21 protein-coding genes and 4 tRNA genes are annotated in these 22,013 nt (G+C 71.2%); 13 read left to right on the top strand and 12 right to left on the bottom strand.

Annotated elements, in window-relative coordinates; genetic code table 11:
- Positions 1 to 202: 202 nt before the first annotated feature.
- Positions 203 to 1,663 (top strand): N,N-dimethylformamidase beta subunit family domain-containing protein, encoded by a 1,461-nt coding sequence (locus ACFYNX_RS18875; RefSeq protein WP_388662659.1) that lies wholly within the window; start codon positions 203 to 205, stop codon positions 1,661 to 1,663.
- Between the two features lie 118 nt (positions 1,664 to 1,781).
- Positions 1,782 to 2,693: a phosphoribosylaminoimidazolesuccinocarboxamide synthase gene (locus ACFYNX_RS18870; RefSeq protein ID WP_365544432.1), complete on the top strand. Its 912-nt coding sequence runs from the start codon at positions 1,782 to 1,784 to the stop codon at positions 2,691 to 2,693.
- A 47-nt stretch (positions 2,694 to 2,740) separates the two neighbouring features.
- Here the strand turns inward: ACFYNX_RS18870 and ACFYNX_RS18865 are convergent.
- The 8 genes from ACFYNX_RS18865 to ACFYNX_RS18830 all read right to left on the bottom strand — a co-directional run bounded on the left by ACFYNX_RS18865 (position 2,741) and on the right by ACFYNX_RS18830 (position 7,675).
- Positions 2,741 to 2,816, bottom strand: a tRNA-Gly gene (locus tag ACFYNX_RS18865).
- A gap of 22 nt (positions 2,817 to 2,838) precedes the next feature.
- Entirely contained in the window at positions 2,839 to 3,447 is a 609-nt protein-coding gene (locus tag ACFYNX_RS18860; RefSeq protein WP_125660873.1) for a response regulator transcription factor, read from the bottom strand.
- Positions 3,444 to 4,847, bottom strand: coding sequence for a sensor histidine kinase (locus tag ACFYNX_RS18855; protein WP_388662656.1), 1,404 nt, complete (start codon positions 4,845 to 4,847; stop codon positions 3,444 to 3,446). The genes ACFYNX_RS18860 and ACFYNX_RS18855 overlap by 4 nt, the downstream gene beginning before the upstream one ends.
- A 21-nt stretch (positions 4,848 to 4,868) precedes the next feature.
- On the bottom strand, positions 4,869 to 5,675 hold the full coding sequence (locus ACFYNX_RS18850) for an ABC transporter permease (RefSeq protein WP_388662654.1): 807 nt from the start codon (positions 5,673 to 5,675) through the stop codon (positions 4,869 to 4,871).
- Positions 5,672 to 6,646, bottom strand: coding sequence for an ABC transporter ATP-binding protein (locus tag ACFYNX_RS18845; RefSeq protein WP_365544423.1), 975 nt, complete (start codon positions 6,644 to 6,646; stop codon positions 5,672 to 5,674). The genes ACFYNX_RS18850 and ACFYNX_RS18845 overlap by 4 nt, the downstream gene beginning before the upstream one ends.
- Before the next feature lie 143 nt (positions 6,647 to 6,789).
- A tRNA-Gly gene (locus ACFYNX_RS18840) sits at positions 6,790 to 6,862 on the bottom strand.
- 80 nt (positions 6,863 to 6,942) lie between these two features.
- A tRNA-Gly gene (locus ACFYNX_RS18835) sits at positions 6,943 to 7,014 on the bottom strand.
- A gap of 286 nt (positions 7,015 to 7,300) precedes the next feature.
- The gene (locus ACFYNX_RS18830) at positions 7,301 to 7,675 is read right to left on the bottom strand and encodes an Lsr2 family protein (RefSeq protein ID WP_388662652.1); all 375 of its coding nucleotides are present in this window, start codon (positions 7,673 to 7,675) and stop codon (positions 7,301 to 7,303) included.
- Positions 7,676 to 8,031: 356 nt separating this feature from the next.
- On the opposite strand from ACFYNX_RS18830, the gene purS reads away from it, so the two are divergent.
- From purS to purM, 9 genes are all read left to right on the top strand, one after another.
- Positions 8,032 to 8,277: a phosphoribosylformylglycinamidine synthase subunit PurS gene (purS, locus tag ACFYNX_RS18825; protein WP_015035032.1), complete on the top strand. Its 246-nt coding sequence runs from the start codon at positions 8,032 to 8,034 to the stop codon at positions 8,275 to 8,277.
- Positions 8,274 to 8,954, top strand: coding sequence for a phosphoribosylformylglycinamidine synthase subunit PurQ (purQ, locus tag ACFYNX_RS18820; protein ID WP_125660856.1), 681 nt, complete (start codon positions 8,274 to 8,276; stop codon positions 8,952 to 8,954). Before purS ends, purQ begins: the two co-directional genes overlap by 4 nt.
- The gene (purL, locus tag ACFYNX_RS18815) at positions 8,954 to 11,239 is read left to right on the top strand and encodes a phosphoribosylformylglycinamidine synthase subunit PurL (protein WP_388662650.1); all 2,286 of its coding nucleotides are present in this window, start codon (positions 8,954 to 8,956) and stop codon (positions 11,237 to 11,239) included. The genes purQ and purL overlap by 1 nt, the downstream gene beginning before the upstream one ends.
- 147 nt (positions 11,240 to 11,386) lie before the next feature.
- Complete coding sequence (locus ACFYNX_RS18810) at positions 11,387 to 11,896, top strand: ArsR/SmtB family transcription factor (protein WP_388662648.1); 510 nt, start codon at positions 11,387 to 11,389, stop codon at positions 11,894 to 11,896.
- A 66-nt stretch (positions 11,897 to 11,962) separates the two neighbouring features.
- Positions 11,963 to 12,802 (top strand): M23 family metallopeptidase, encoded by an 840-nt coding sequence (locus ACFYNX_RS18805; RefSeq protein ID WP_388662646.1) that lies wholly within the window; start codon positions 11,963 to 11,965, stop codon positions 12,800 to 12,802.
- Between the two features lie 41 nt (positions 12,803 to 12,843).
- Positions 12,844 to 13,632 (top strand): sterol carrier family protein, encoded by a 789-nt coding sequence (locus ACFYNX_RS18800; RefSeq protein ID WP_365544409.1) that lies wholly within the window; start codon positions 12,844 to 12,846, stop codon positions 13,630 to 13,632.
- 120 nt (positions 13,633 to 13,752) lie between these two features.
- Positions 13,753 to 14,580 carry an META domain-containing protein gene (locus ACFYNX_RS18795; protein ID WP_388662644.1) on the top strand — a complete coding sequence of 276 codons (828 nt, stop codon included), beginning with the start codon at positions 13,753 to 13,755 and terminating at the stop codon, positions 14,578 to 14,580.
- A 230-nt stretch (positions 14,581 to 14,810) separates the two neighbouring features.
- Positions 14,811 to 16,337: an amidophosphoribosyltransferase gene (purF, locus tag ACFYNX_RS18790; protein WP_356548641.1), complete on the top strand. Its 1,527-nt coding sequence runs from the start codon at positions 14,811 to 14,813 to the stop codon at positions 16,335 to 16,337.
- Positions 16,338 to 16,396: 59 nt separating this feature from the next.
- Entirely contained in the window at positions 16,397 to 17,476 is a 1,080-nt protein-coding gene (gene purM, locus ACFYNX_RS18785; protein WP_125660834.1) for a phosphoribosylformylglycinamidine cyclo-ligase, read from the top strand.
- A 147-nt stretch (positions 17,477 to 17,623) separates the two neighbouring features.
- On the opposite strand, the gene ACFYNX_RS18780 is transcribed toward purM, so the two are convergent.
- The gene (locus ACFYNX_RS18780) at positions 17,624 to 17,878 is read right to left on the bottom strand and encodes a DUF3073 domain-containing protein (RefSeq protein WP_053648317.1); all 255 of its coding nucleotides are present in this window, start codon (positions 17,876 to 17,878) and stop codon (positions 17,624 to 17,626) included.
- Between the two features lie 288 nt (positions 17,879 to 18,166).
- Positions 18,167 to 19,267 carry a Leu/Phe/Val dehydrogenase gene (locus ACFYNX_RS18775; protein WP_388662641.1) on the bottom strand — a complete coding sequence of 367 codons (1,101 nt, stop codon included), beginning with the start codon at positions 19,265 to 19,267 and terminating at the stop codon, positions 18,167 to 18,169.
- Between the two features lie 155 nt (positions 19,268 to 19,422).
- Here ACFYNX_RS18775 and ACFYNX_RS18770 point away from each other — a divergent pair, with 155 nt between their 5' ends.
- On the top strand, positions 19,423 to 20,316 hold the full coding sequence (locus ACFYNX_RS18770) for a hypothetical protein (protein WP_388662639.1): 894 nt from the start codon (positions 19,423 to 19,425) through the stop codon (positions 20,314 to 20,316).
- 712 nt (positions 20,317 to 21,028) lie between these two features.
- Positions 21,029 to 21,235: a developmental transcriptional regulator BldC gene (gene bldC / locus ACFYNX_RS18765; protein WP_003949541.1), complete on the top strand. Its 207-nt coding sequence runs from the start codon at positions 21,029 to 21,031 to the stop codon at positions 21,233 to 21,235.
- Between the two features lie 329 nt (positions 21,236 to 21,564).
- Here bldC and ACFYNX_RS18760 read toward each other — a convergent pair whose 3' ends face one another.
- On the bottom strand, positions 21,565 to 21,807 hold the full coding sequence (locus ACFYNX_RS18760; RefSeq protein ID WP_388662637.1) for a DUF6274 family protein: 243 nt from the start codon (positions 21,805 to 21,807) through the stop codon (positions 21,565 to 21,567).
- Between the two features lie 128 nt (positions 21,808 to 21,935).
- Positions 21,936 to 22,009 (bottom strand) — tRNA-Asp (locus tag ACFYNX_RS18755).
- Positions 22,010 to 22,013: the final 4 nt, after the last annotated feature.

Genomic DNA, 22,013 nt, shown 5'->3' with positions numbered 1-22,013 from the left:
CACATGCGGAGGCGCGACTTCCACTCTCGTCAATTCGCGACGAACGGTGACGGAGTGCGTGCGTTATGTGATGTGCTGGAGGCCATCACTGACAGAAGCGCGAATCCGCAGCACGAACAACGGCACGAACCACAGCAAGAACCACGGCACGAATCCACAGGCACTGACCGGCCGACCGGGGGAGTCGAGGGAGGGGCGCAGTATGGGGGCGGATCAGATCAGGCGGTGGGAGTCGGGTGCGCTCGCGCACGCCGTCTCCGACCCCTTCGGCCAGGGCCCGCTGCCCTGGCTGCGCGGCTCGGAGAACTACTTCGACGACACCGGCCAGATGGTGCCCTGGTACGCGGACGAGGTCCTGGCCCGGGGCGGCAGCGGCGGCCCCCGTACGGCCGACGACGTCCGGCGCCAGATCAAGGGCTTCGCGTCCGACGGCGCCGTCACGCCGGGCGGATCGATCGACTTCCACATCACCGTGGACCCGCCGCAGCAGTTCTCGGTCGACATCTACCGGATCGGTCACTACGGCGGTCACGGCGCCGCGAAGATCACCACCAGCCCGCGCCTCTCCGGGATCGTCCAGCCCGCCCCGCTCACCGTCGACCGCACGGTCTCCTGCCACCACTGGTGGCAGTCGTGGCGGCTCCAGGTCCCCAGCTACTGGGCGATCGGCGCGTACGTCGCCGTCCTCACCACCACCGACGGGCACCGCTCCCACATCCCCTTCACGGTCCGCGACGACCACCCGGCGGACCTGCTCCTCGTCCTGCCGGACGTGACCTGGCAGGCGTACAACCTCTATCCGGAGGACGGACGCACCGGCGCCAGCCTCTACCACGCCTGGGACGAGAACGGCCGGCTCCTCGGCGAGGAGGAGGCGGCCGTCACGGTCTCCTTCGACCGCCCCTACGCGGGCGCGGGGCTGCCGCTGCACGTCGGGCACGCCTACGACTTCATCCGCTGGGCCGAGCGCTACGGCTACGACCTGGCGTACGCCGAGACCCGTGACCTGCACGCGGGCCGCGTCGATCCGAGCCGCTACCGGGGTCTGATCTTCCCCGGCCACGACGAGTACTGGTCGGCGCCGATGCGCCGGGCCGCCGAACGCGCCCGCGACCTGGGCACCTCGCTCGTCTTCCTCTCCGCCAACACCATGTACTGGCAGGTGGAGCTGGGCCCCTCGGCCTCCGGCGTGCCCGACCGCCTCCTCACCTGCCGCAAGCGCCGGGGACCCGGCCGGCCCGCACTCTGGCGCGAGGTCGACCGCCCCGAGCAGCAGCTCCTCGGCATCCAGTACGCGGGCCGGGTGCCCGAACCGCACCCGCTGGTCGTGCGGAACGCCGAGCACTGGCTCTGGGAGGCCACCGGCGCCGGGGACGGCGACGAGATCCCGGGCCTGGTCGCGGGCGAGGCCGACCGGTACTTCCCGCGCACCGTACTCCCCGAGCACGAGAGCCGCATCCTGCTCGCCCACTCGCCCTACCGGGACGGCGACGGGGTGCTGCGCCACCAGGAGACCTCGCTCTACCGGTCCCCGTCCGGCGCCTGGGTCTTCGCCTCCGGCACCTTCGCCTGGTCGCCCGCCCTCGACCGGCCGGGCCACGTGGACTCCCGCATCCAGCGCGCCACCGCCAACCTCCTCGACCGCATCTGCAAGAGGGACTGACCGCGTACGGGGGCCTCGTACGGAAGGAAGGGGCCCCGTCCGGAGAGGCCGCCCGCCGGTGGTCCACGCCCGTGCGAGAGAATCGAAGGGCTCCTGGATCAACCTACGCGGAGGAACCGTGTCCGGATTCGTAGAAAAGCCCGAGCCCGTCCAGGTCCCGGGCCTCACCCATCTCCACACGGGCAAGGTGCGCGACCTGTACCGGAACGAGGCCGGTGACCTCGTGATGGTGGCGAGCGACCGCATGTCCGCGTACGACTGGGTCCTGCCCACCGAGATCCCCGACAAGGGCCGGGTCCTCACCCGGCTCTCCCTGTGGTGGTTCGACCGGCTCTCCGACCTGGTCCCGCACCACGTCCTCTCCACCGAGCTGCCGGCCGGCGCCCCCGCCGACTGGGCGGGCCGCACCCTGGTCTGCAAGTCGCTGAACATGGTCCCGGTCGAGTGCGTCGCCCGCGGCTACCTCACCGGCTCCGGCCTCGTCGAGTACGACGAGTCCCGCACGGTCTGCGGCCTCGCCCTCCCCGAGGGCCTGAGCGACGGCTCGGAGCTGCCCGCCCCGATCTTCACCCCGGCCACCAAGGCCGCCGTGGGCGACCACGACGAGAACGTGTCGTACGAGGAGGTCGCCCGCCAGGTCGGCGCCGAGACGGCCGCGCTGCTGCGCCAGACGACCCTCGCCGTGTACTCCCGGGCCCGGGACATCGCCCGCGAGCGCGGGATCATCCTGGCCGACACCAAGTTCGAGTTCGGCTTCGAGAGCACCCCGGACGGCGACCGGCTCGTCCTCGCCGACGAAGTCCTCACGCCGGACTCCTCGCGCTTCTGGCCGGCCGACCAGTGGCAGCCGGGCCGCGCCCAGCCCTCGTACGACAAGCAGTTCGTGCGGGACTGGCTGACCTCCCCGGCCTCCCACTGGGACCGCAAGAGCGAGCAGCCGCCGCCGGCGCTCCCGCAGGAGGTCGTGGACGCGACCCGCGCCAAGTACATCGAGGCGTACGAGCTCCTCACCGGCACCACCTGGAGCTAGCGGGAGAACGAGAAAGCCCCCGGTCGATTCGACCGGGGGCTTCTTCGTGGAGCGGACGACGAGATTCGAACTCGCGACCCTCACCTTGGCAAGGTGATGCTCTACCAACTGAGCCACGTCCGCATGCGCCGTAGCGCGCAGCCCACTATACCCAACCTTTCTCCCGCGCGAGGCGCACCGCCGCGTGACGGTTCTCGGCACCGACCTTCGCGGCGGCCGAGGAGAGGTAGTTCCGGACGGTCCCGGGGGAGAGCGAGGCGCGCCGGGCGATCTCCGCGACGGGGGCTCCGTCGGCGGCGAGTTCGAGCACCTCGGCCTCCCGCACGGTCAGCGGCGAGTCCCCGGACGCTATGGCGTCGGCGGCCAACTCCGGGTCCACGTAACGGTTTCCGGCGTGCACGGTACGGATGAGCTCGGCGAGCCGCTGGGCGCTGACGGTCTTCGGCGCGAAGCCGCGGACGCCCGCCGCGAGGGCCCGCTTCAGATGCCCGGGGCGCCCGTGGCTGGTCACGATCATGGCGCGGCAGTCGGGGAGTTCGTCCCGCAGGGCAGTGGCGACCATCACACCGTCCATGCCCGGCATCTGGAGATCGAGCACGGCGACGTCGGGACGGTGGGCGCGGGCCATGGCGAGCGCCTCGGGCCCGGTCGCGGCCTCGGCGACGACCACGAGGTCGTCCTCCAGGGCGAGCAGGGCGGCGAGCGCACCCCGGATCAGGTGCTCGTCGTCGGCGAGCAGTACGCGTACGGTCACGCGACCGTCCCCTCCTTCTCGTGGCTCTTGCGGCTCTCATGGCCTTCGTAGATCTCGCCGCTTTCACGCGTCTCACGCGTCTCGCCCGGCTCGCGCTTCTCGGGCAAGGCGCGCGCCGGGGCCGCCGGCGTCCGCGCGGTCCCGGTCCGCCCCGTGCGGGGCAGCGGGACGCGGGCGGTCACGCGGAACGAGTGCGGGGCCGACGGACCCGCGTCCAGGGTGCCGTCCACCGCGCCGAGCCGTTCCCGCAGCCCGGCGAGACCGGACCCGGGCCCACGCCCGGCCCGGCTCGAGGCGTCGGTCGCCCCGGCCGTGGCGCCCCTCTCCTCCGCCCCGTCGTTCTCGACGGTGAGCAGCACCGCCCCCGGCTCGGCCCGGAGCACGATCGCGCACCGGCGCGCGTCCCCGTGGCGCAGGACGTTCGTCGTGGTCTCCCGGACGACCCAGCCCAGGGCCGACTGGACCTCGGGCGGCAGGTCGAGCACCGGGGCGTCCACGGCACACGCGATCCCGGCGGCCCCGAGGACCCCGCGCGCGCCCTCCAGCTCGACCCGCAGGTCGGCCTCGCGGTAGCCGCGTACGACCTCGCGCACCTCCCGCTGCGACTCCTGGGCGATCCGCTGCACCTCGACCATCTGGTCCACGGCCTCCGGGCGCCCGCGCCGGGAGAGCTGCACCGCGAGCTCGCTCTTGAGCGCGATCACCGACAGGTTCCGTCCCATGACGTCGTGCAGGTCCCGTCCGAAGCGGAGCCGCTCCTCGGCGACGGCCAGCCGGGCCTTGAGGTCCCGGGAACGCTCCAGCTCCTGCACGATCCGGAGCAGCCAGGAGGAGAAGCCGCTGGTTGCGGAGATGAAGACGCCGCCGACGAGGATGCCGACCGCGGAACCGGCCGCCACGTCCAGCCCGTTTCCGGCCACCGCCATCGGGACGCCGGTGGCGAAGGCGGCGCCGAGCACCGCGTACGCCATGTGCCGGACCGGGCCGAGGCAGAGGACGACCGCGCAGAGCGTGAAGATCGAGGTCCCCGCGATGACGCTCACGTTCACTCCCGGGTCGGGCAGCACTCCGCCCACCCAGAGGAGGTTCAGGAAGAGGTCGGCGCAGAAGGTGGTGCCGACCACCGCGGCCGCGAGCCGGACCGGCCGCTCCCGCTTCCCGGTCGCGTGGTCCAGGGCGCGGGAGGCGAGGAAGGCACAGAGCACGGAGTGGACCCCGACCCACAGGACCAGCCCGACCGCGGCCTCCGTGGACAGGTCGCCGTGTTCGCCGTGGCTGAACGGACTGCCGCCGAGCAGGAACAGCTCGATCGGCACGAAGAGGTGGAAGGTCCACCGTGTGTACAGCTCGACCTTGCCGGCACTGCTGCGCCGGGACCACCATCCCGTCAGCCTGGACATCAGCCCTCCCCCTTCCGAGCCCTAGCGCCGCGGTTCCCAGCGGAACCACCGGCGGACCGCCCACCCCGTCAGGACGCCCCAGGCCACTGTATTGAGCCCGGCACCCAGCAGGCTCTCCGCTTGCGCGGTCCCGAGCCAGCCCGCCCGTACGAACTCCATCACGCCGCTGAGCGGCAGCAGTCCACAGAGGTCGGCGGCGAGCGGGGGCAGGGCGTCGCGGGGTACGAAGAGGCCCGAGCCGAAGCAGGAGATCAGGAAGAGCGGCAGGGTCGTCAGTCCGGCGCTCTCGACGGACCGGGTGATCACGGTGGTGAGCGCGGCGATCGCGGCGAGCAGGGCGATCGCGGCGACGACGCCGAGCAGCAGCAGGTCGGGACGGGCGGGGGCGGGCACGCCGAGGACGGCGATCCCGCCGGCCGTGAGGACGGCGCACTGCACGAGCGTGATGGCGGTGGCGGGCAGGGCGCAGCCGGTGAGTATCTCCGCGTCGCTCGCCTCGCCGGTCCGCAGCCGCTTGAGGACGAGCTCCTCGCGGCGGGCGACGAGCGCGGAGACGAGGCTCATGTAGGCGACGAGGAGCAGGACCATGCCGGTGCCGCCGATGAGGGTGGCCGCCCCGGCGCCCATCGGCAGGGCGTCCTCGTCGAGCTGGGTGAGCGAGGAGCGCAGCAGGAAGACCATCAGCAGCGGCATGAGCAGCGCGATGAAGAGGTTGTTCCGGTTGCGCAGGAGGAGGGTCAGTTCGGCCCGGCCGAGAGCGGTGAGCCGGCTCCGGACGGTGGAGGCGGGCCCGGTGTCCCCGGGCGTGATCGTGGTGGTGCTGCTCATCGGGCGTCGGCCTCCTGCCGGTCGGTACGGTCTGCGGTGCCGTGGGGCGGGACGCCTTGCGAGGCGATGTCGAGGAACGCCTCTTCGAGGGAGGCGGACCGGGCGTCGAGTCCGTCGAGCCGTATGCCGCCGTCCCCGGCCCAGGCGAGGAGGACGGCGAGGTCCTCCTGGAGGTCACGGGTGCGGATCTCCACGCGGCCGCCGGTCTCCGCGGCCCGCAGGCGCAGCGGGAGGTGTGCGGCCAGGACGCCTTCGGGGAGGGTGAAGCGGATCCGGGCGGGGCGGGCGGCGGTGACCTCGGCCGGTGTGCCGGAGAGGACGATCTCGCCCCGGTGCATGATCGCGAGGCGGTCGGCGAGGGCTTCGACCTCCTCCAGGTAGTGCGTGGTGAGGAGCACGGTGGTGCCGCCGTCCCGCAGCCGCCGGACGAGCTCCCAGGTGTCGCGGCGGCCCTCGGCGTCGAGGCCGGTGGTGGGCTCGTCGAGGAAGAGCACCTCGGGGCGGCCGAGCAGCGCGAGCGCCAGGTCGAGCCTGCGCCGCTCACCGCCGGAGAGCTGCTTGATCCGGACGCGCTCGCGCCCGGCGAGGCCGGTGGCGGCGAGTGCCTCTCCGACGGGGCGGGCGCCGCTGGTGCAGCCCGCCCACATCCGTACGGTCTCGGCCACGCTGAGGTCGGAGGGGAAGCCGCCCTCCTGGAGCATGATGCCGATCCGGGGGCGGACGGCGGCCCGCTCCCGGAAAGGGTCGTGGCCGAGGACGCGGGCGGTGCCGGCGCTGGGCGCGGCGAGGCCCTCCAGGAGTTCGACGGTGGAGGTCTTGCCGGCGCCGTTGGTCCCGAGGAGGGCGAAGATCTCGCCCCGGGGGACGGCGAAGGAGATTCCGCGCACGGCCTCGAAGCCGCCGCCGGCTCCCCGGCCGGATCCCTCGGCGTACGTACGGCGCAGGTCGGTCGCCTCGATCGCTGGTGTCATGCGTCCAGACTCCCGGCGGTCCCCGCCCGTCGGCAGTGCGCGCTGTCACGACCCCTGCTGACAAATGTCATGAGGAAGCGGAGCGGTGGAAGGGAAGCACGACGAAGGCCCCGGTTCCTGAGAACCGGGGCCTTCCATTCCTGAGCGGACGACGAGATTCGAACTCGCGACCCTCACCTTGGCAAGGTGATGCTCTACCAACTGAGCCACGTCCGCATTGCTCCCGACCGGCTTTCACCGGGCGGTGCGAGCACCACTGTACCTGATCCACAAGAGTGACCAGTCATGCGATGCAGAGCGGGTGACAGGAATTGCACACTGCGCCTTCCCCCTGGAAGGGGGCTGTTCTGCTACTGAACTACACCCGCACGCTGCTCGGGTCGGTGCCTTTCGGCCTCGCCCCTCGGCGTGATCCAGACTCTAGCCGATCACCCGGGGTGCAATGCAAATCGGCTCGGCCCGAGGCGACGGGCACCCTGCCTCCGCGACGGCGGACACCCCGTCCTCACGGCGACGGACACCCTGCCTCCGCGACGACGAGCACCCCGTCCTCACGGCGGCGGACGCCCCGTACCCGCGGCAGTGGCCCCCGCCCTCACGGCGACGGACGCCCCGACTCGGAGCGCCCCGCCCCGCCCCGAAGCGCGTCCCGGTTCAGCTCGCCTCGCGGAACGCCTCGTAGACCCGCTTGGGGATCCGGCCCCGGGCGGGCACGTCCATCTTGTTGGACTGGGCCCAGGCGCGGACCGCCGCCGGGGCGGGGGCGAGGTCGGTGTGCGTGTACGCCGCGGCCGCGGTCCCGCCCCGGCCGCCGACGGCACCCGGACCGGCGCCGGCGCCCGCGCCGATCCGCGCGGGGATCTTGCGACCGGCCGCGAGGTAGGGCGCGAGGGCCTTGCGGAGTTTCTTTGCATTGGCAGCATTCAGGTCGATCTCGTACATCTTCCCGTCGAGGCCGAACGCGACCGTTTCCGCTGCTTCTCCGCCCTCGATGTCATCGGAGAGGGTGACCACCACACGCTGAGCCACGGATATCGGTCCTTTCCTGCGGCCGCCGAGGTCGCCCGGGGGTGCTTGTGGCGCCCCTGACGTGCGACGATGCCGACCGTTCGGCTGTGCCGGAACAATGCTGTTTTCTTCTGGAAACCTTTCTACAGCGGCAGGTGTCGCATTGTGAAGCCCCGCCAATTGTTTCAGCGTGTCCCGGTGCAATGCGGTCCGCAATATTTCACGTGAATTTTGCCGTGGAGGGGTCGGCCCGGGCGCGGACGCGGAGAGCTCGGGGAGCCCGCCTTTTGTAGGATCCTTCAGATCTCTACCCGCGTAGAATTTGGAGGCAGGTACGCTGAAGGAACCGCCCACGCAACACACCACCGGGAGTGCCAGTGGCACGCGTCGTAGTCGACGTCATGCTCAAGCCGGAGATCCTCGACCCCCAGGGGCAGGCGGTGCAGCGTGCACTGCCCCGCCTGGGATTCGCCGGAATCGCCGACGTCCGTCAGGGGAAGCGCTTCGAGCTGGAGGTGGAGGGACCGGTCGACGACGCCGCCCTCGCCCGCATCCATGAGATGGCCGAAACCTTCCTCGCCAACACCGTGATCGAAGACTTCGTCGTGAAGGTGGAGTCGTGACCGCACGCATCGGCGTCGTCACGTTCCCCGGAACGCTCGACGACCAGGACGCGCTGCGCGCCGCCCGCCTGGCGGGCGCCGAGCCCGTCTCGCTCTGGCACCGCGACAAGGACCTCAAGCAGGTCGACGCCGTGGTCCTGGCCGGCGGCTTCTCCTACGGCGACTACCTGCGGGCCGGAGCCATCTCCCGCTTCTCGCCGGTGATGGAGACGATCATCGAGCAGGCGAAGGCGGGCATGCCCGTCCTCGGCATCTGCAACGGCTTCCAGATCCTCACCGAGGCCCACCTGCTGCCGGGTGCGATGCTGCGCAACAACCACCTCCACTTCATCTGCCGCGACCAGAAGCTGCGGGTGGAGAACGCGGAGACCGCCTGGACCTCGGACTACACCGCGGGCCAGGAGATCGAGGTCCCGCTCAAGAACATGGACGGCCGTTACGTCGCCGACGAGCGCGTGCTCGACGAGCTGGAGGCCGAGGGGCGGGTGGCCTTCCGCTACCTGGACGTCAACCCCAACGGCTCGCTGCGCGACATCGCGGGCGTCACCAACGCCGCCGGCAACGTGGTCGGCCTCATGCCGCACCCCGAGCACGCCGTCGAGCCGCTGGTCGGCACCGGCAAGACGGACGGCCTCGGTTTCTTCACCTCGATCCTCAAGAAGCTGGTCAACGCCTGATGCTGTCTTCTTCCGGGGGACGACCCCCGTATCCCCGCGCCTTCGACACCGTCAAGCACGCGAGCGAGACGCCGGACAGCGAGCAGCCCTGGAAGGAGCTCGGCCTCAAGGAGGACGAGTACGCGCGCATCCGCGAGATCCTCGGCCGCCGTCCCACCGGCGCCGAGCTCGCCATGTACTCCGTCATGTGGTCGGAGCACTGTTCGTACAAGAGCAGCAAGGTCCACCTGAAGCAGTTCGGCGAGAAGGCCCCCGCCAACGACGCCATGCTCGTCGGCATCGGCGAGAACGCGGGCGTCGTCGACGTCGGCCAGGGGTACGCGGTCACCTTCAAGGTCGAGTCGCACAACCACCCCTCGTACATCGAGCCCTACCAGGGCGCGGCCACCGGCGTGGGCGGCATCGTCCGCGACATCCTCGCCATGGGCGCCCGCCCGGTCGCGGTCGTCGACCCGCTGCGCTTCGGCGCGGCCGACCACCCCGACACCAAGCGCGTGCTGCCCGGTGTCGTCGCCGGCATCGGCGGCTACGGCAACTGCCTCGGCCTGCCCAACATCGGCGGCGAGGTCGTCTTCGACTCCTGCTACCAGGGCAACCCGCTGGTCAACGCCGGCTGCATCGGCGTGATGAAGCACGAGGACATCCACCTCGCCAAGGCCTCCGGCCCCGGCAACAAGGTGATCCTGTACGGCGCCCGCACGGGCGGCGACGGCATCGGCGGCGTCTCGGTCCTCGCGTCCGAGACCTTCGACGACACGAAGCCCACCAAGCGCCCCGCCGTCCAGGTCGGCGACCCCTTCCAGGAGAAGCTCCTCATCGAGTGCACCCTGGAGATCTTCAAGGAGAAGCTGGTCGCGGGCATCCAGGACCTCGGCGGCGCCGGACTCTCCTGCGCCACCTCCGAGCTGGCCTCCGCCGGTTCCGGCGGCATGCGGGTCGACCTCGACCTGGTGCACCTGCGCGACGCGACGCTCTCGCCCGAGGAGATCCTCATGAGCGAGTCGCAGGAGCGCATGTGCGCGATCGTCGAGCCCGAGCACGTCGAGCGCTTCCTGGAGATCTGCGAGAAGTGGGACGTCATCGCCACCGTCATCGGTGAGGTGACCGAGGGCGAGCGCCTGGAGATCTTCTGGCACGGCGAGCAGATCGTCGACGTGCCGCCGCGTTCCGTCGCCCACGAGGGCCCGACCTACCACCGGCCGTTCGCGCGCCCGGACTGGCAGGACGCCCTCCAGGCCGACGACGCCGGCAAGCTGCCCCGGCCGCGGAACGGCGAGGAGCTGAAGGACCAGGTCCTCAGGCTCGTCTCCTCCCCGAACCAGGCCTCGAAGTCCTGGATCACGGACCAGTACGACCGGTTCGTGCAGGGCAACACGGTCCTCGCGCAGCCCGAGGACGCGGGCATGGTCCGCATCGACGAGGAGACCAACCTCGGCGTGGCCATGGCGACCGACGGCAACGGCCGGTACGCCAAGCTCGACCCGTACACGGGCGCGCAGCTCGCGCTCGCGGAGGCGTACCGCAACGTCGCCGCCTCCGGCGCCAAGCCGCTCGCCATCTCGGACTGCCTGAACTTCGGTTCGCCCGAGGACCCGGCCGTGATGTGGCAGTTCGCCGAGGCCACCCGCGGTCTCGCGGACGGCTGCCTCCAGCTCGGCACCCCGGTGACCGGCGGCAACGTCTCGCTCTACAACCAGACCGGTGACGTGGCGATCCATCCGACGCCCGTCGTCGCCGTCCTCGGCGTGATCGACGACGTCAACCGCCGCACCCCGATCGCCTTCGCGGAAGAGGGCCAGCTCCTCTACCTCCTTGGCGACACCAAGGAGGAGTTCGGCGGTTCGGCCTGGTCCGAGGTGATCCACCAGCACCTCGGCGGCCTGCCGCCGACCGTGGACCTCGACCGGGAGAAGCTGCTCGGCGAGATCCTGATCTCGGCCTCCCGCGACGGCATGGTCGACGCGGCGCACGACCTCTCCGACGGCGGTCTGGTGCAGGCGGTCGTCGAGTCCTGCCTGCGCGGCGGCAAGGGTGCTCGCCTGGTCGTCCCCGAGGGCCTGGACGCCTTCACCTTCCTCTTCAGCGAGTCGGCGGGCCGCGCGGTCGTCGCCGTCCCGCGCAGCGAGGAGCTCCGCTTCACCGACATGTGCGGTGCGCGGGGTCTGCCGGCGACCCGGATCGGTGTCGTCGACGGCGACGCGGTCGACGTGCAGGGCGAGTTCGCGCTCTCCCTGGAGGAACTGCGGACGGCCCACGAGGCGACGATTCCGGGCCTGCTGGCCTGATCGCCTCCTCAGAGCCTGATCGCTTCCCCAGAGCAGGAGCAGTACGTACGGGAGCCCCCGTCCGGACCTTCGGGTCCGGGCGGGGGCTTCGTCGTTCTCCTCCGATTCACTCTTGCACGGAGTTACGTAGTTACGTAATCTGTACGCATGGAGCTGGAAGAGCGGTTCACCGAGCTGGAGCGGCGCATCGCGGCGCTGGAGGGCATGGAGCCCCCCGAGCGCCCCGAGACCGCCGGAGGGGACTTCTGGGCCCTGGAGGGGCTCAAGGCCGAACTGGCCGAGGCGGGCCCGCGGGGCGCCGACGGCGGAGTGCTGTTCACGGGCTCGGTCCGGCTGCCCACCGAGGAGCGGTACGAGTGGCAGTTCGGCGCGTTCACCGAGCGGCTGCTCGACGACGACTGGGCCGAGACCGCGGACTCCTTCGCCGCGCTCGGCCATCCCGTACGGCTCCGGCTGCTGCGGGAGATACTCGGCGGCCGCCGCACCGCCGCCGAGCTGGCCGAACTCCCGGAGACGGGCACGACCGGCCAGATCTACCACCACCTGCGCCAACTCACCGCCGCGGGCTGGCTCCACACGACCGGACGCGGCCGCCACGAGGTTCCGGCGGCCCGGGTCGTCCCGCTCCTGGTGGCCTTCACGGCGGCCCAACCGTAGCCCTTCACCGCAGCCGTCGGTCCTCCGACCACAGCCGTCGACCACGATCGTCCAGGGGGAACGCTCATGTTCACGCGCACGTCCGCTGTGCTGCTCCACCGCACGCTCTGGCTGCTGTTCTTCGTCCAGGCGATCGTCTCGTTCACCGTCGGACTGCCCTACTCGTACGCCGTGAGCTGGCTGCCGCTGATCGCCGCCGTGGCGGTCGGGATCGCGCTCGCCCGGCACACCGGAAAGCAGGTCGGGGCGGCGGTGCGGCCCCCGGTCGAGGTGGACCCGCCGGTCGCGGGGCGCTGGACGGCGCTCAACAGCCCGGCGGACCGGACGCCCAGCCACGGCACCCACCAGTACGGCCAGACGTACGCCATCGACATCCTGGCGGAGGCGGAAGACGGAGAGCGGCCCCGCCCCTCCTTCGCGTGGCTGTGGCCGGTGGTCCGCCGGAGCGAGGACTTCCCGGCCTTCGGCGCCCCGCTGTTCGCGGTGGCCGACGCGACCGTCGTGCACGCCGAGGACGGCCAGCGCGACCACCTCAGCCGCAACTCGCTGCCCGCCTTCCTCTATCTGCTGGTCTTCGAGGGCATCGCCCGCGTCCTCGCGGGAGCCCGGCGGATCGTCGGGAACCACCTGATACTCGACCTCGGGAACGGCACCTACGCGGTGTACGCCCGCCTCCGGCGGGGTTCGCTCACCGTCCGGGCGGGCGACCGGGTGACGGCCGGCCAGCGGCTCGCCCGGTGCGGAAACTCGGGCAACTCCACCGAACCGCACGTGCACTTCCACCTCATGAACGGCCCCGACCTGGACACGGCCAGGGGCGTGCCCTTCACCTGGCGCGGCGTCGGCGTCCCGAAGAACAAGGAGACGTTCGAGGCGATACCGGGCTCGGCCCGCCCGGCGGCCTGACCATCGCCCGTGACGCGCCCGCCGCCGACTACCCTCGCCCCATGCCACCGGCCAAGAAGCGCACCCGCAGCTACGACCCGGTCAAGACCCGGGCCGCCGTCCTCACCCAGTTCCGGCACGTGCGGGACGCCGTCGAGGCGTTCACGCCCGTGCAGCTCGACGGGCCGACCCGGCTCGGGGAGTGGACCGTACGGGACCTGGCGGCGCACGTCGCGTGGATGCTCGACTCCGTGCCGCAGTTGCTCGCCGCGCCCGCGCCGGCCGCGCGGGAACTGACCCTGCTCGACTGGCCGTCCAGGACCGCGTCGGCAGCCGGACGGATCGACGCGCACACGCGCGGGATCGACGCCTCCGACCTGCACGGGCTCTACGCACGCGTACAGGACGAGTACGAGGAGGCGGTGGCGGGCGCGGCCGACGAGCGGCTCCTGCCGCTGAGCTTCGGGGCCATGACGCTCGGGGACTTCCTCGTCACCCGGACCGTCGAACTCGTCGTCCACACCGACGACCTGAACGAGGCGACCGGCGCCGGCATCCCGTACGACCGGCAGGCCCTCGCCGCCTGCACCCGTCTGCTCGCGGACGCGCTCGCGGCGAAGGCGCCGGGCGGGGCGGTCGAGGTCCGGGTCCCGCCGTACGCCGTCGTCCAGTGCGTCGAGGGCCCCCGGCACACCCGGGGCACCCCGCCCAACGTGGTCGAGACGGATCCCCTCACCTGGATCCGGCTCGCGGCCGGGCGCGTGGAGTGGGCGGCGGAGCTGGACGCGGCCCTGGTGAGCGCGAGCGGCGAGCGCGCCGACCTGGCGGACCTGCTGCCCCTGATGGGCTGACGGCCGACCGCCGCGTGCCCGTACGGGGCGGCGGGATCCGTGGGCCCGGCTTGCCCGGTCGTCCGCACGGGACGGCGGGGGCCCGTGGAACCGACTCGTCCGGTCGTCCGTCCCATCTCCATGTCGAAGCCACGAGCACTCGTCGCCCTGGTCCCCCTCCTCCCGGCCCTCCTGCTCACCGCCTGCGGTACGGAGGGAGGTCGGGGACCCGGGTCCGGTGCGGGCACGGTCTCCCCGGACCTCCCGCTCACCGGCACGCACTGGACCGTCGACAAGGTCACCGTCGGCGGGAGCGCGTCCGACGCCCCGGACGACGCGGGCGTCGCGTTCGAGAAGGACGGTCGGGTCGTCGGCCGAGGCGGCTGCAACACCTTCAACGCCACCGTCGCCGTGAAGGGCGACACTCTCACCGCCACCCCGGGCCCGATGACCGAGATCGCCTGTTCCGAGGACCGGATGCGCTTCGAGAAGGAGCTGGTCAAGGCCTTCTCCGGGGAGCTGAAGGGCACGCTGAGGAACGACAGGCTGACCCTGACCTCGCCCGACGGGCGGAACGTCCTCGCGCTCACCGCCGAGCGGCCCGCCCCGCTGCGCGGCACCGCGTGGAAGGTCGACGGCCTGCTCTCGGGGAAGACGGCCTCCTCGCTGCCCGCCGGCAGCGAGGGCAAGGCGCGGATCGTCCTGGGCGAGGACGGCAAGGTCACCGGCAACCTGGGCTGCAACAACTTCTCCGCGACCGCGAAGGCCGACGCCACGACCCTCACCGTCGAGGGTCCGGCGGCCACCACCCGGATGATGTGCACGGGCCCGCAGATGAAGCTGGAGACCAGGCTGTACGAGCTCCTCGACGGGCCGCTCACCTACCGGATCGACCACCGGACCCTGACGCTCACCGACGCCTCGGGCGAGGGCCTCACCGCCACCGCCGAACCGGCCGGACGCGCGTAGCGTCCGGCGGCCGGACCCGCTCCGGCTGCGAACTCCGTCACATCGCGGGACGGCTCCGGGCCTGGTACGAGCGTCCGCTCTCCACGGCTCCGGAGCCGGAATCCCTTCCCCCGCCTGGTTTGTAGCCCCCTCCAAGCACGAGATGATCATTTCGTGTGATCGCACGAGCGGAGCCGACCCCGGATTTCCTCAATTCGGACCAGTGGTCGAGCCCGTCTACACTCGGAAACGTGCCACGTGGTGACGGTCGACTCAATCACGACCTGCTTCCCGGCGAGAAGGGCCCTCAGGACGCTTGCGGCGTCTTCGGGGTCTGGGCTCCGGGTGAAGAGGTCGCAAAGCTCACGTACTTCGGGCTCTACGCCCTCCAGCATCGGGGCCAGGAATCCGCGGGAATCGCGGTCAGCAACGGCTCCCAGATCCTCGTCTTCAAGGACATGGGCCTCGTGTCCCAGGTCTTCGACGAGACCTCTCTCGGTTCCCTCCAAGGTCACATCGCGGTCGGTCACGCCCGCTACTCGACCACCGGGGCCTCCGTGTGGGAGAACGCGCAGCCGACGTTCCGGGCAACCGCCCGCGGCTCGATCGCGCTCGGCCACAACGGCAACCTGGTGAACACGGCGCAGCTCGCCGAAATGGTCGCCGACCTGCCCAAGAAGGAAGGGCGCGCGACCCAGGTCGCCGCCACCAACGACACCGACCTGGTCACCGCGCTCCTCGCGGGCCAGGTCGACGAGGACGGCGCGCCGCTCACCATCGAGCAGGCCGCCGCGAAGGTCCTCCCCGAGGTCCGGGGCGCCTTCTCCCTCGTCTTCATGGACGAGCACACGCTCTACGCGGCCCGCGACCCGCAGGGCATCCGCCCGCTGGTCCTCGGCCGTCTGGAGCGCGGCTGGGTGGTTGCCTCCGAGTCCGCCGCCCTCGACATCTGCGGCGCCAGCTACGTCCGCGAGGTCGAGCCGGGCGAGCTGATCGCGATCGACGAGAACGGCATCCGTACCTCTCGATTCGCGGAAGCGAAGCCCAAGGGCTGTGTCTTCGAGTACGTGTACCTGGCCCGCCCGGACACCGACATCGCCGGCCGGAACGTGTACCTCTCCCGCGTGGAGATGGGCCGCCGCCTCGCGAAGGAGGCGCCCGTCGAGGCCGACCTGGTGATAGCGACCCCGGAGTCGGGCACCCCGGCCGCCATCGGCTACGCCGAGGCCTCGGGCATCCCCTTCGGCGCCGGCCTGGTGAAGAACGCCTACGTCGGGCGCACCTTCATCCAGCCCTCCCAGACCATCCGCCAGTTGGGCATCCGGCTGAAGCTGAACCCCCTCAAGGAAGTCATCAAGGGGAAGAAGCTCGTGGTCGTCGACGACTCGATCGTCCGCGGCAACACCCAGCGGGCCCTGGTCCGGATGCTCCGCGAGGCCGGCGCCGCCGAGGTCCACATCCGGATCTCCTCCCCGCCGGTCAAGTGGCCCTGCTTCTTCGGCATCGACTTCGCGACCCGCGCGGAGCTGATCGCCAACGGCATGTCGGTCGACGAGATCGGCAAGTCGCTGGGCGCGGACTCGCTCTCGTACATCTCCCTGGAGGGGATGGTCGAGGCGACCACGATCCAGAAGCCGAACCTCTGCCGCGCCTGCTTCGACGGCGAGTACCCGATGGAGCTGCCGGACCCCGAGCTGCTCGGCAAGCAGCTCCTGGAGACCGAGCTGGCCGCCGGCCCGGCCGCCACCGCGGCCTCCGACGCGCTCCGTCGCCCGTAAGACCCCGCCGCAAACCGCCGCAACCGCTGCAACCGCGGTACGACACGAAAGTTCCCAGCATGTCTGAGTCCCTCAGTGCCGAAGGCGGCGCCAGCTACGCGTCCGCGGGCGTCGACATCGAGGCGGGCGACCGCGCGGTCGAGTTGATGAAGGAGTGGGTGAAGAAGACCCGGCGCCCCGAGGTCCTCGGCGGCCTCGGCGGGTTCGCCGGCCTCTTCGACGCCTCCGCCCTCAAGCGCTACGAGCGCCCGTTGCTCGCCTCCGCGACCGACGGCGTCGGCACGAAGGTCGACATCGCCCGCCAGATGGGCGTGTACGACACCATCGGCCACGACCTGGTCGCGATGGTCATGGACGACATCGTCGTCTGCGGCGCCGAGCCGCTCTTCATGACCGACTACATCTGCGTGGGCAAGGTCCACCCGGAGCGGGTCGCGGCGATCGTCAAGGGCATCGCCGAGGGCTGCGTCCTGGCCGGCTGCGCCCTGGTCGGCGGCGAGACCGCGGAGCACCCGGGCCTCCTCGGCCCGGACGACTTCGACGTCGCCGGCGCGGGCACGGGCGTCGTGGAGTACGACCGGCTGCTCGGCGCGGACCGCATCCGCACGGGTGACGCGGTCATCGCCATGGCCTCCTCCGGCCTTCACTCCAACGGGTACTCGCTCGTGCGGCACGTGGTCTTCGACCGCGCCGGCATGACCCTCGACCAGCGGGTCGAGGAGCTCGGCCGGACCCTGGGCGAGGAGCTCCTGGAGCCCACGAAGATCTACTCGCTCGACTGCCTGGCCCTCACCCGGACCACGGACGTGCACGCCTTCAGCCACATCACGGGCGGCGGTCTTGCGGCCAACCTGGCCCGAGTGATCCCGGACGGCCTGCACGCCACCGTCGACCGGTCGACCTGGGCGCCGGGCGCGATCTTCGACCTGGTCGGCAAGGCCGGACAGGTGGAGCGCCTGGAGCTGGAGAAGACCCTGAACATGGGCGTCGGCATGATGGCCGTCGTGCCGGCCGAGTCCGTGGACGCGGCTCTGGCCACCCTGGCGGACCGCGGGGTCGAGTCCTGGGTCGCGGGCGAGATCACCGAGCGCGGCGACCGCGCCACCGGCGCCGAGCTGGTCGGGGACTACGCGAACTGACCGCGGGAGTCATGGGTCGGGGGCGTCCTCAGGGGCGCCCCCGATCGCCGTCTCCGCCACCGGTTCCATACGCGTACGGCCATGCGTACGCGGACAGCACAGAAACCCGGCCGGGTGTACCGGACCGGGTTTCGGTGGTTCAGAAGGTCAAGCGCGACGCGGGGACGAGGAGGGGCCGGACTGGTCGTCCTCGTCCTCGTCGTCCGTGTTGTAGAGATCCGCGTACTGGGCGTACGGGTCGTCTTCCTCGTCGTCGTCCTCGAACGGCTCGCCATTCGGCGGCTGGCTCGAAGTCGAAGCGCCCAGCTCATTGGCCAGACGCGTCAGGTCCGTCCCGCCGCTGCTGTACTTCAGCTGGCGGGCGACCTTGGTCTGCTTGGCCTTTGCCCGGCCGCGCCCCATGGCTCGACCCCCTCGGTGACGGGGCTCGATGGCCCCAGAGTCTTGACACGCGTTCATGATGCGGAACGGACTCTCGACAGAGAGACCGGTCCGTAGGGCTTCAACGGTACCTGTTTCCGTGGGTCTACGGTACGCCGTGCGCATCACATACCCCGGTACAGAACCTTCGAGGTGCCCTTTCCTCGCTGGTCAGTCGCGATTTTAACCTCTTCTGGGGGTACGACCCGCCGGGAAGGGTGAGGGAAGTCTCCCCGCGTCCCTGTCGCGGCGGGCCGTTTCCGGCCCGGCTCAGCCGCGCCGGGCCTCCGCCATCCGCTGCTCGGCGATCCGGTCGGCCGCCGCGGCCGGCGGAATCCCGTCCTCCTTCGCACGTGCGAAGATCGCGAGGGTGGTGTCGAAGATCCTCGTCGCCTTCGCCCTGCACCGGTCGAAGTCGAAGCCGTGCAGCTCGTCCGCGACCTGGATCACGCCACCGGCGTTGACCACGTAGTCGGGCGCGTAGAGGATCCCGCGCTCCTCCAGGTCCTTCTCGACGCCGAGGTGGGCGAGCTGGTTGTTCGCCGCGCCGCAGACGATCTTCGCGGTGAGGACCGGCACGGTGTCGTCGTTCAGGGCGCCGCCGAGCGCGCAGGGCGCGTAGACGTCCAGGCCCTCGACGCGGATCAGCGCGTCGGTGTCGGCGACCACCTTCACCTGCGGGTGCTTGTCGGTGATCCGGCGCACCGACTCCTCGCGCACGTCGGTCACGTACACCTCGGCGCCGTCCTCCAGGAGGTGCTCGACGAGGTAGTGGCCGACCTTGCCGACCCCGGCGACGCCGACCTTGCGGCCGCGCAGCGTGGGGTCGCCCCACAGGGTCTGCGCGGAGGCGCGCATGCCCTGGAAGACGCCGAAGGCGGTGAGGACGGAGGAGTCGCCGGCGCCGCCGTTCTCGGGGGAGCGGCCGGTGGTCCACCGGTTCTCGCGGGCGACGACGTCCATGTCGGCGACGTAGGTGCCGACGTCGCAGGCCGTGACGTACCGGCCGCCGAGGGAGGCGACGAAGCGCCCGTAGGCGAGGAGGAGCTCCTCCGTCTTGATCTGCTCCGGGTCGCCGATGATGACGGCCTTGCCGCCGCCGTGGTCGAGGCCGGCCAGGGCGTTCTTGTACGACATGCCGCGCGCCAGGTTGAGCGCGTCGGCGATCGCCTCGGCCTCGGTGGCGTACGGGTAGAAGCGGGTGCCGCCGAGGGCCGGGCCCAGAGCGGTGTTGTGGAGGGCGATGACGGCCTTGAGGCCGGTGGCGCGGTCCTGGCAGAGCACGACTTGCTCGTGGCCACCCTGTTCCGAGCGGAAGAGGGTGTGCAGCACGTCTGCGGGATCGACAGGAACGCCGGTCACATCGGTCACGGTGGTGACTCCCAAGTACGAAGCGGCGGGTTCGGCCCTCCCTGCGGGTGGGGGAGGGACCGGTTCGGCAAGAGGGTAAGCGCTACCAGGGCGTAGATCAGCCGCCGTGCGCAGGATCACCCCCTCGGGGAGTACCGCCGTGGAAGGATCGCGGCATGTCGGTCGCCTCCTCGGTCCTCGTCCCCTACGCGTCCTATCTGCGGGTGTACGAGCCGCTGGCCGCGTTCCCCGAGCCGGAGCGGTCCCACTGGGCCCGGTACGCGCGGCGGCCCCGCACCCCGGGGGCGCAGGAGGAACTGCGCCGGTCGCTCGCGGACCTGCTGCCGACGCCCCCGGTCCCGGTGCCGGTCCACGAGAGCGGCGAGGCCTTCGTCGCGCACCTGGACGGGGCGGTGGTGATCTGCCCGTGGCGGACCCGGCTGCGCGGCTGGCTGGCCCTGGAGGAGCTGGTGGCGGAGGGGTACCCGGGGCCGGTGCTCGACGCGATGCTGCCGCCGGTGGTGCGCGCCCAGGTGGCGGCGGACCACGAGCGCTGGCTGGCGCGGAACCCGGACGCGCGGCCGTGGATCCGCACGGCGGTCTGGCAGGTGCCGGTGCGCTGGTTCGCCCTCTTCGGCGACGAGGACCGGCAGTACGAGCCGGGAGCCCCGAAGGAGGGGACCGGAACGGAGGGAGACGGAACGGAGGGCGCCGGGGCGGGGCGGGCGCCGGTGCTGCGGTACCGGACGACGATGGCCCAGGCGCGGCGCCGGCTCGCGCGGGCCCTGCGGGCGCTGCGGGAGTCGATCGACGACGGTCCCATGACGGAGGGTCTGATCGAGGTGGGGCGCTGGCTGGAGGAGTTCCATCCGCGCGCCCTGGTGGAGCTGGACTTCGGCGGCCTGGTGCACGTGGTGTCGGAGGAGTGGCTGGCGGAGGAGCGGTCGGCGGCCGAGCTGGCGGCGGGACTCGCCGCGTTGCGGGCGGGGGACGGGGAGGCGGCGAGCGACGCTTACGGACGCCTGGCCGAGCGCTGGCGGGCGATCAGGGACCTGCGGTTCGCGAACTGACGCCCCTTCGGCGGATCCGGCTCTCCCGGGAGGCGTACGGCCGAAGGGATGCGGCCCCTTCGAAGGGGTACGGGCGTCGGGAATCGGCAACCGTGGCCGGAAGCCTCCGTGTGCGAACTGACATCAGTCGGGCATCTTCGTCAGGTCGGTATCGACAAGACATGTCCGACCGGTGTAAATGATCTTCGAGGCCTCAGGAGCCGACGGCTCCGGAGCTCCTCCGCGCCCCCTCCTCCGGTCCACGGGTCCTTCGGCTCCCGCCCGGTGGGGACGTTGGTCCCGATCCGGGCCTTTGGCTCAAGCGTGACGGACAGCACTTAACGCACCCTTGCGCCGATCACCCATCCTCGTGCCAAAATAGGACAAGGAGTCCGGGGAGGGTTCCTTCCGCCCAACTTTGGGCGGAACGCTCAGCATTGCACTCTATGGGGGGTCTGAGGACTCCTGATCGCCCTGTGACTGATCGTCACAGACGCGTGACTGTCCGTTATGGCATGGTCCATCGACTTCCGCCGCTGATGAACACCTGCGAGGGCAATTCCATCGGTTTGGCCGACGTGGCTGGACGGATGGTGTAGTTGTAGTGCCGAGGACAAGCCGTTCGTCCTATAACCGACTCGGCCCGCTTCTGCCATTTCGGGCAACGCGGGTCAAGGTGCAGAATTTAGAGGAAAGAACCGAGATTGGTTCGGTTCTCCCGAGGAGGCCGCTCATGACCGCTCGCACCCCTGATGCCGAGCCGCTGCTGACCCCTGCCGAGGTCGCCACGATGTTCCGTGTGGACCCGAAGACGGTGACCCGTTGGGCCAAGGCGGGCAAGCTCACGTCCATCCGCACCCTGGGTGGGCACCGCCGGTACCGCGAGGCCGAGGTCCGCGCGCTGCTGGCGGGCATTCCGCAGCAGCGCAGCGAGGCCTGAGGTCGCGTGACACCCCGCAGTACCCCGTAACACCGGGCCCTTCCGGATCCCCCAATCCGGCGGCCCACCCCTAGCTCTGCCGGCGGACGCCTGCCCCAACAGGTCTTCGTCAAACGATCGCGCTGGACTCCGCCGGGTCCAGCGCGATCTTTTTGTGCCCGGCGCCGCCCGGCCGGTGATCGTGCAATTGCACCGATTAAATCGGACTGGTGTAGGGAGGGTGTAAGTGAAGGGGTTTCTGAAACTCTTTCAGTGACACCCGTCACACGCGCGATCCCTTGCCAAGGTCAAGGCTGCCACTCCCGGGAGGGCGCCCGGCCCGCCGTTGGTCACGGGTCGACGGGACCTTCGTCCTCCACCGCGGAGGCTTCCGGGCCCTCCGGGATCTCCAGGGCATCCGGGGTCTCCAGGGCATCCGGGATCTCCGCCGCTTCCGTTACCTCCATGGCGAGCCTCAACAGGCGGTGGCAGACCACGCAGTGGCGCGTGAGGTGCCCGTACCGCGACGCGGCCGCCAGATGGGCGCGCAGCAGTGCTCGTGTGTCGTGCCGTGCTGCGGACGCCGCGGCCATGCGCGACCACCTCCAGTCGGGGCCCCCGATTCCCTGAAGACCGGAGTACCGGCGGGCGCGGGGCCCCGTCAAGACACGGGAACGCAACGAAGGCCCGCATCTCACGATGCGGGCCTTCGTTCTCGAGGCGATCCTGACGGGACTTGAACCCGCGACCTCCACCTTGACAGGGTGGCGAGCTAACCAACTGCTCCACAGGACCTTGC

The organism is Streptomyces sp. NPDC007872 (assembly GCF_042868165.1).
Taxonomy (GTDB): domain Bacteria; phylum Actinomycetota; class Actinomycetes; order Streptomycetales; family Streptomycetaceae; genus Streptomyces.
Note: the sequence above shows the minus strand (reverse complement) of the source record. Positions and strands in the feature narration are given on the sequence as shown.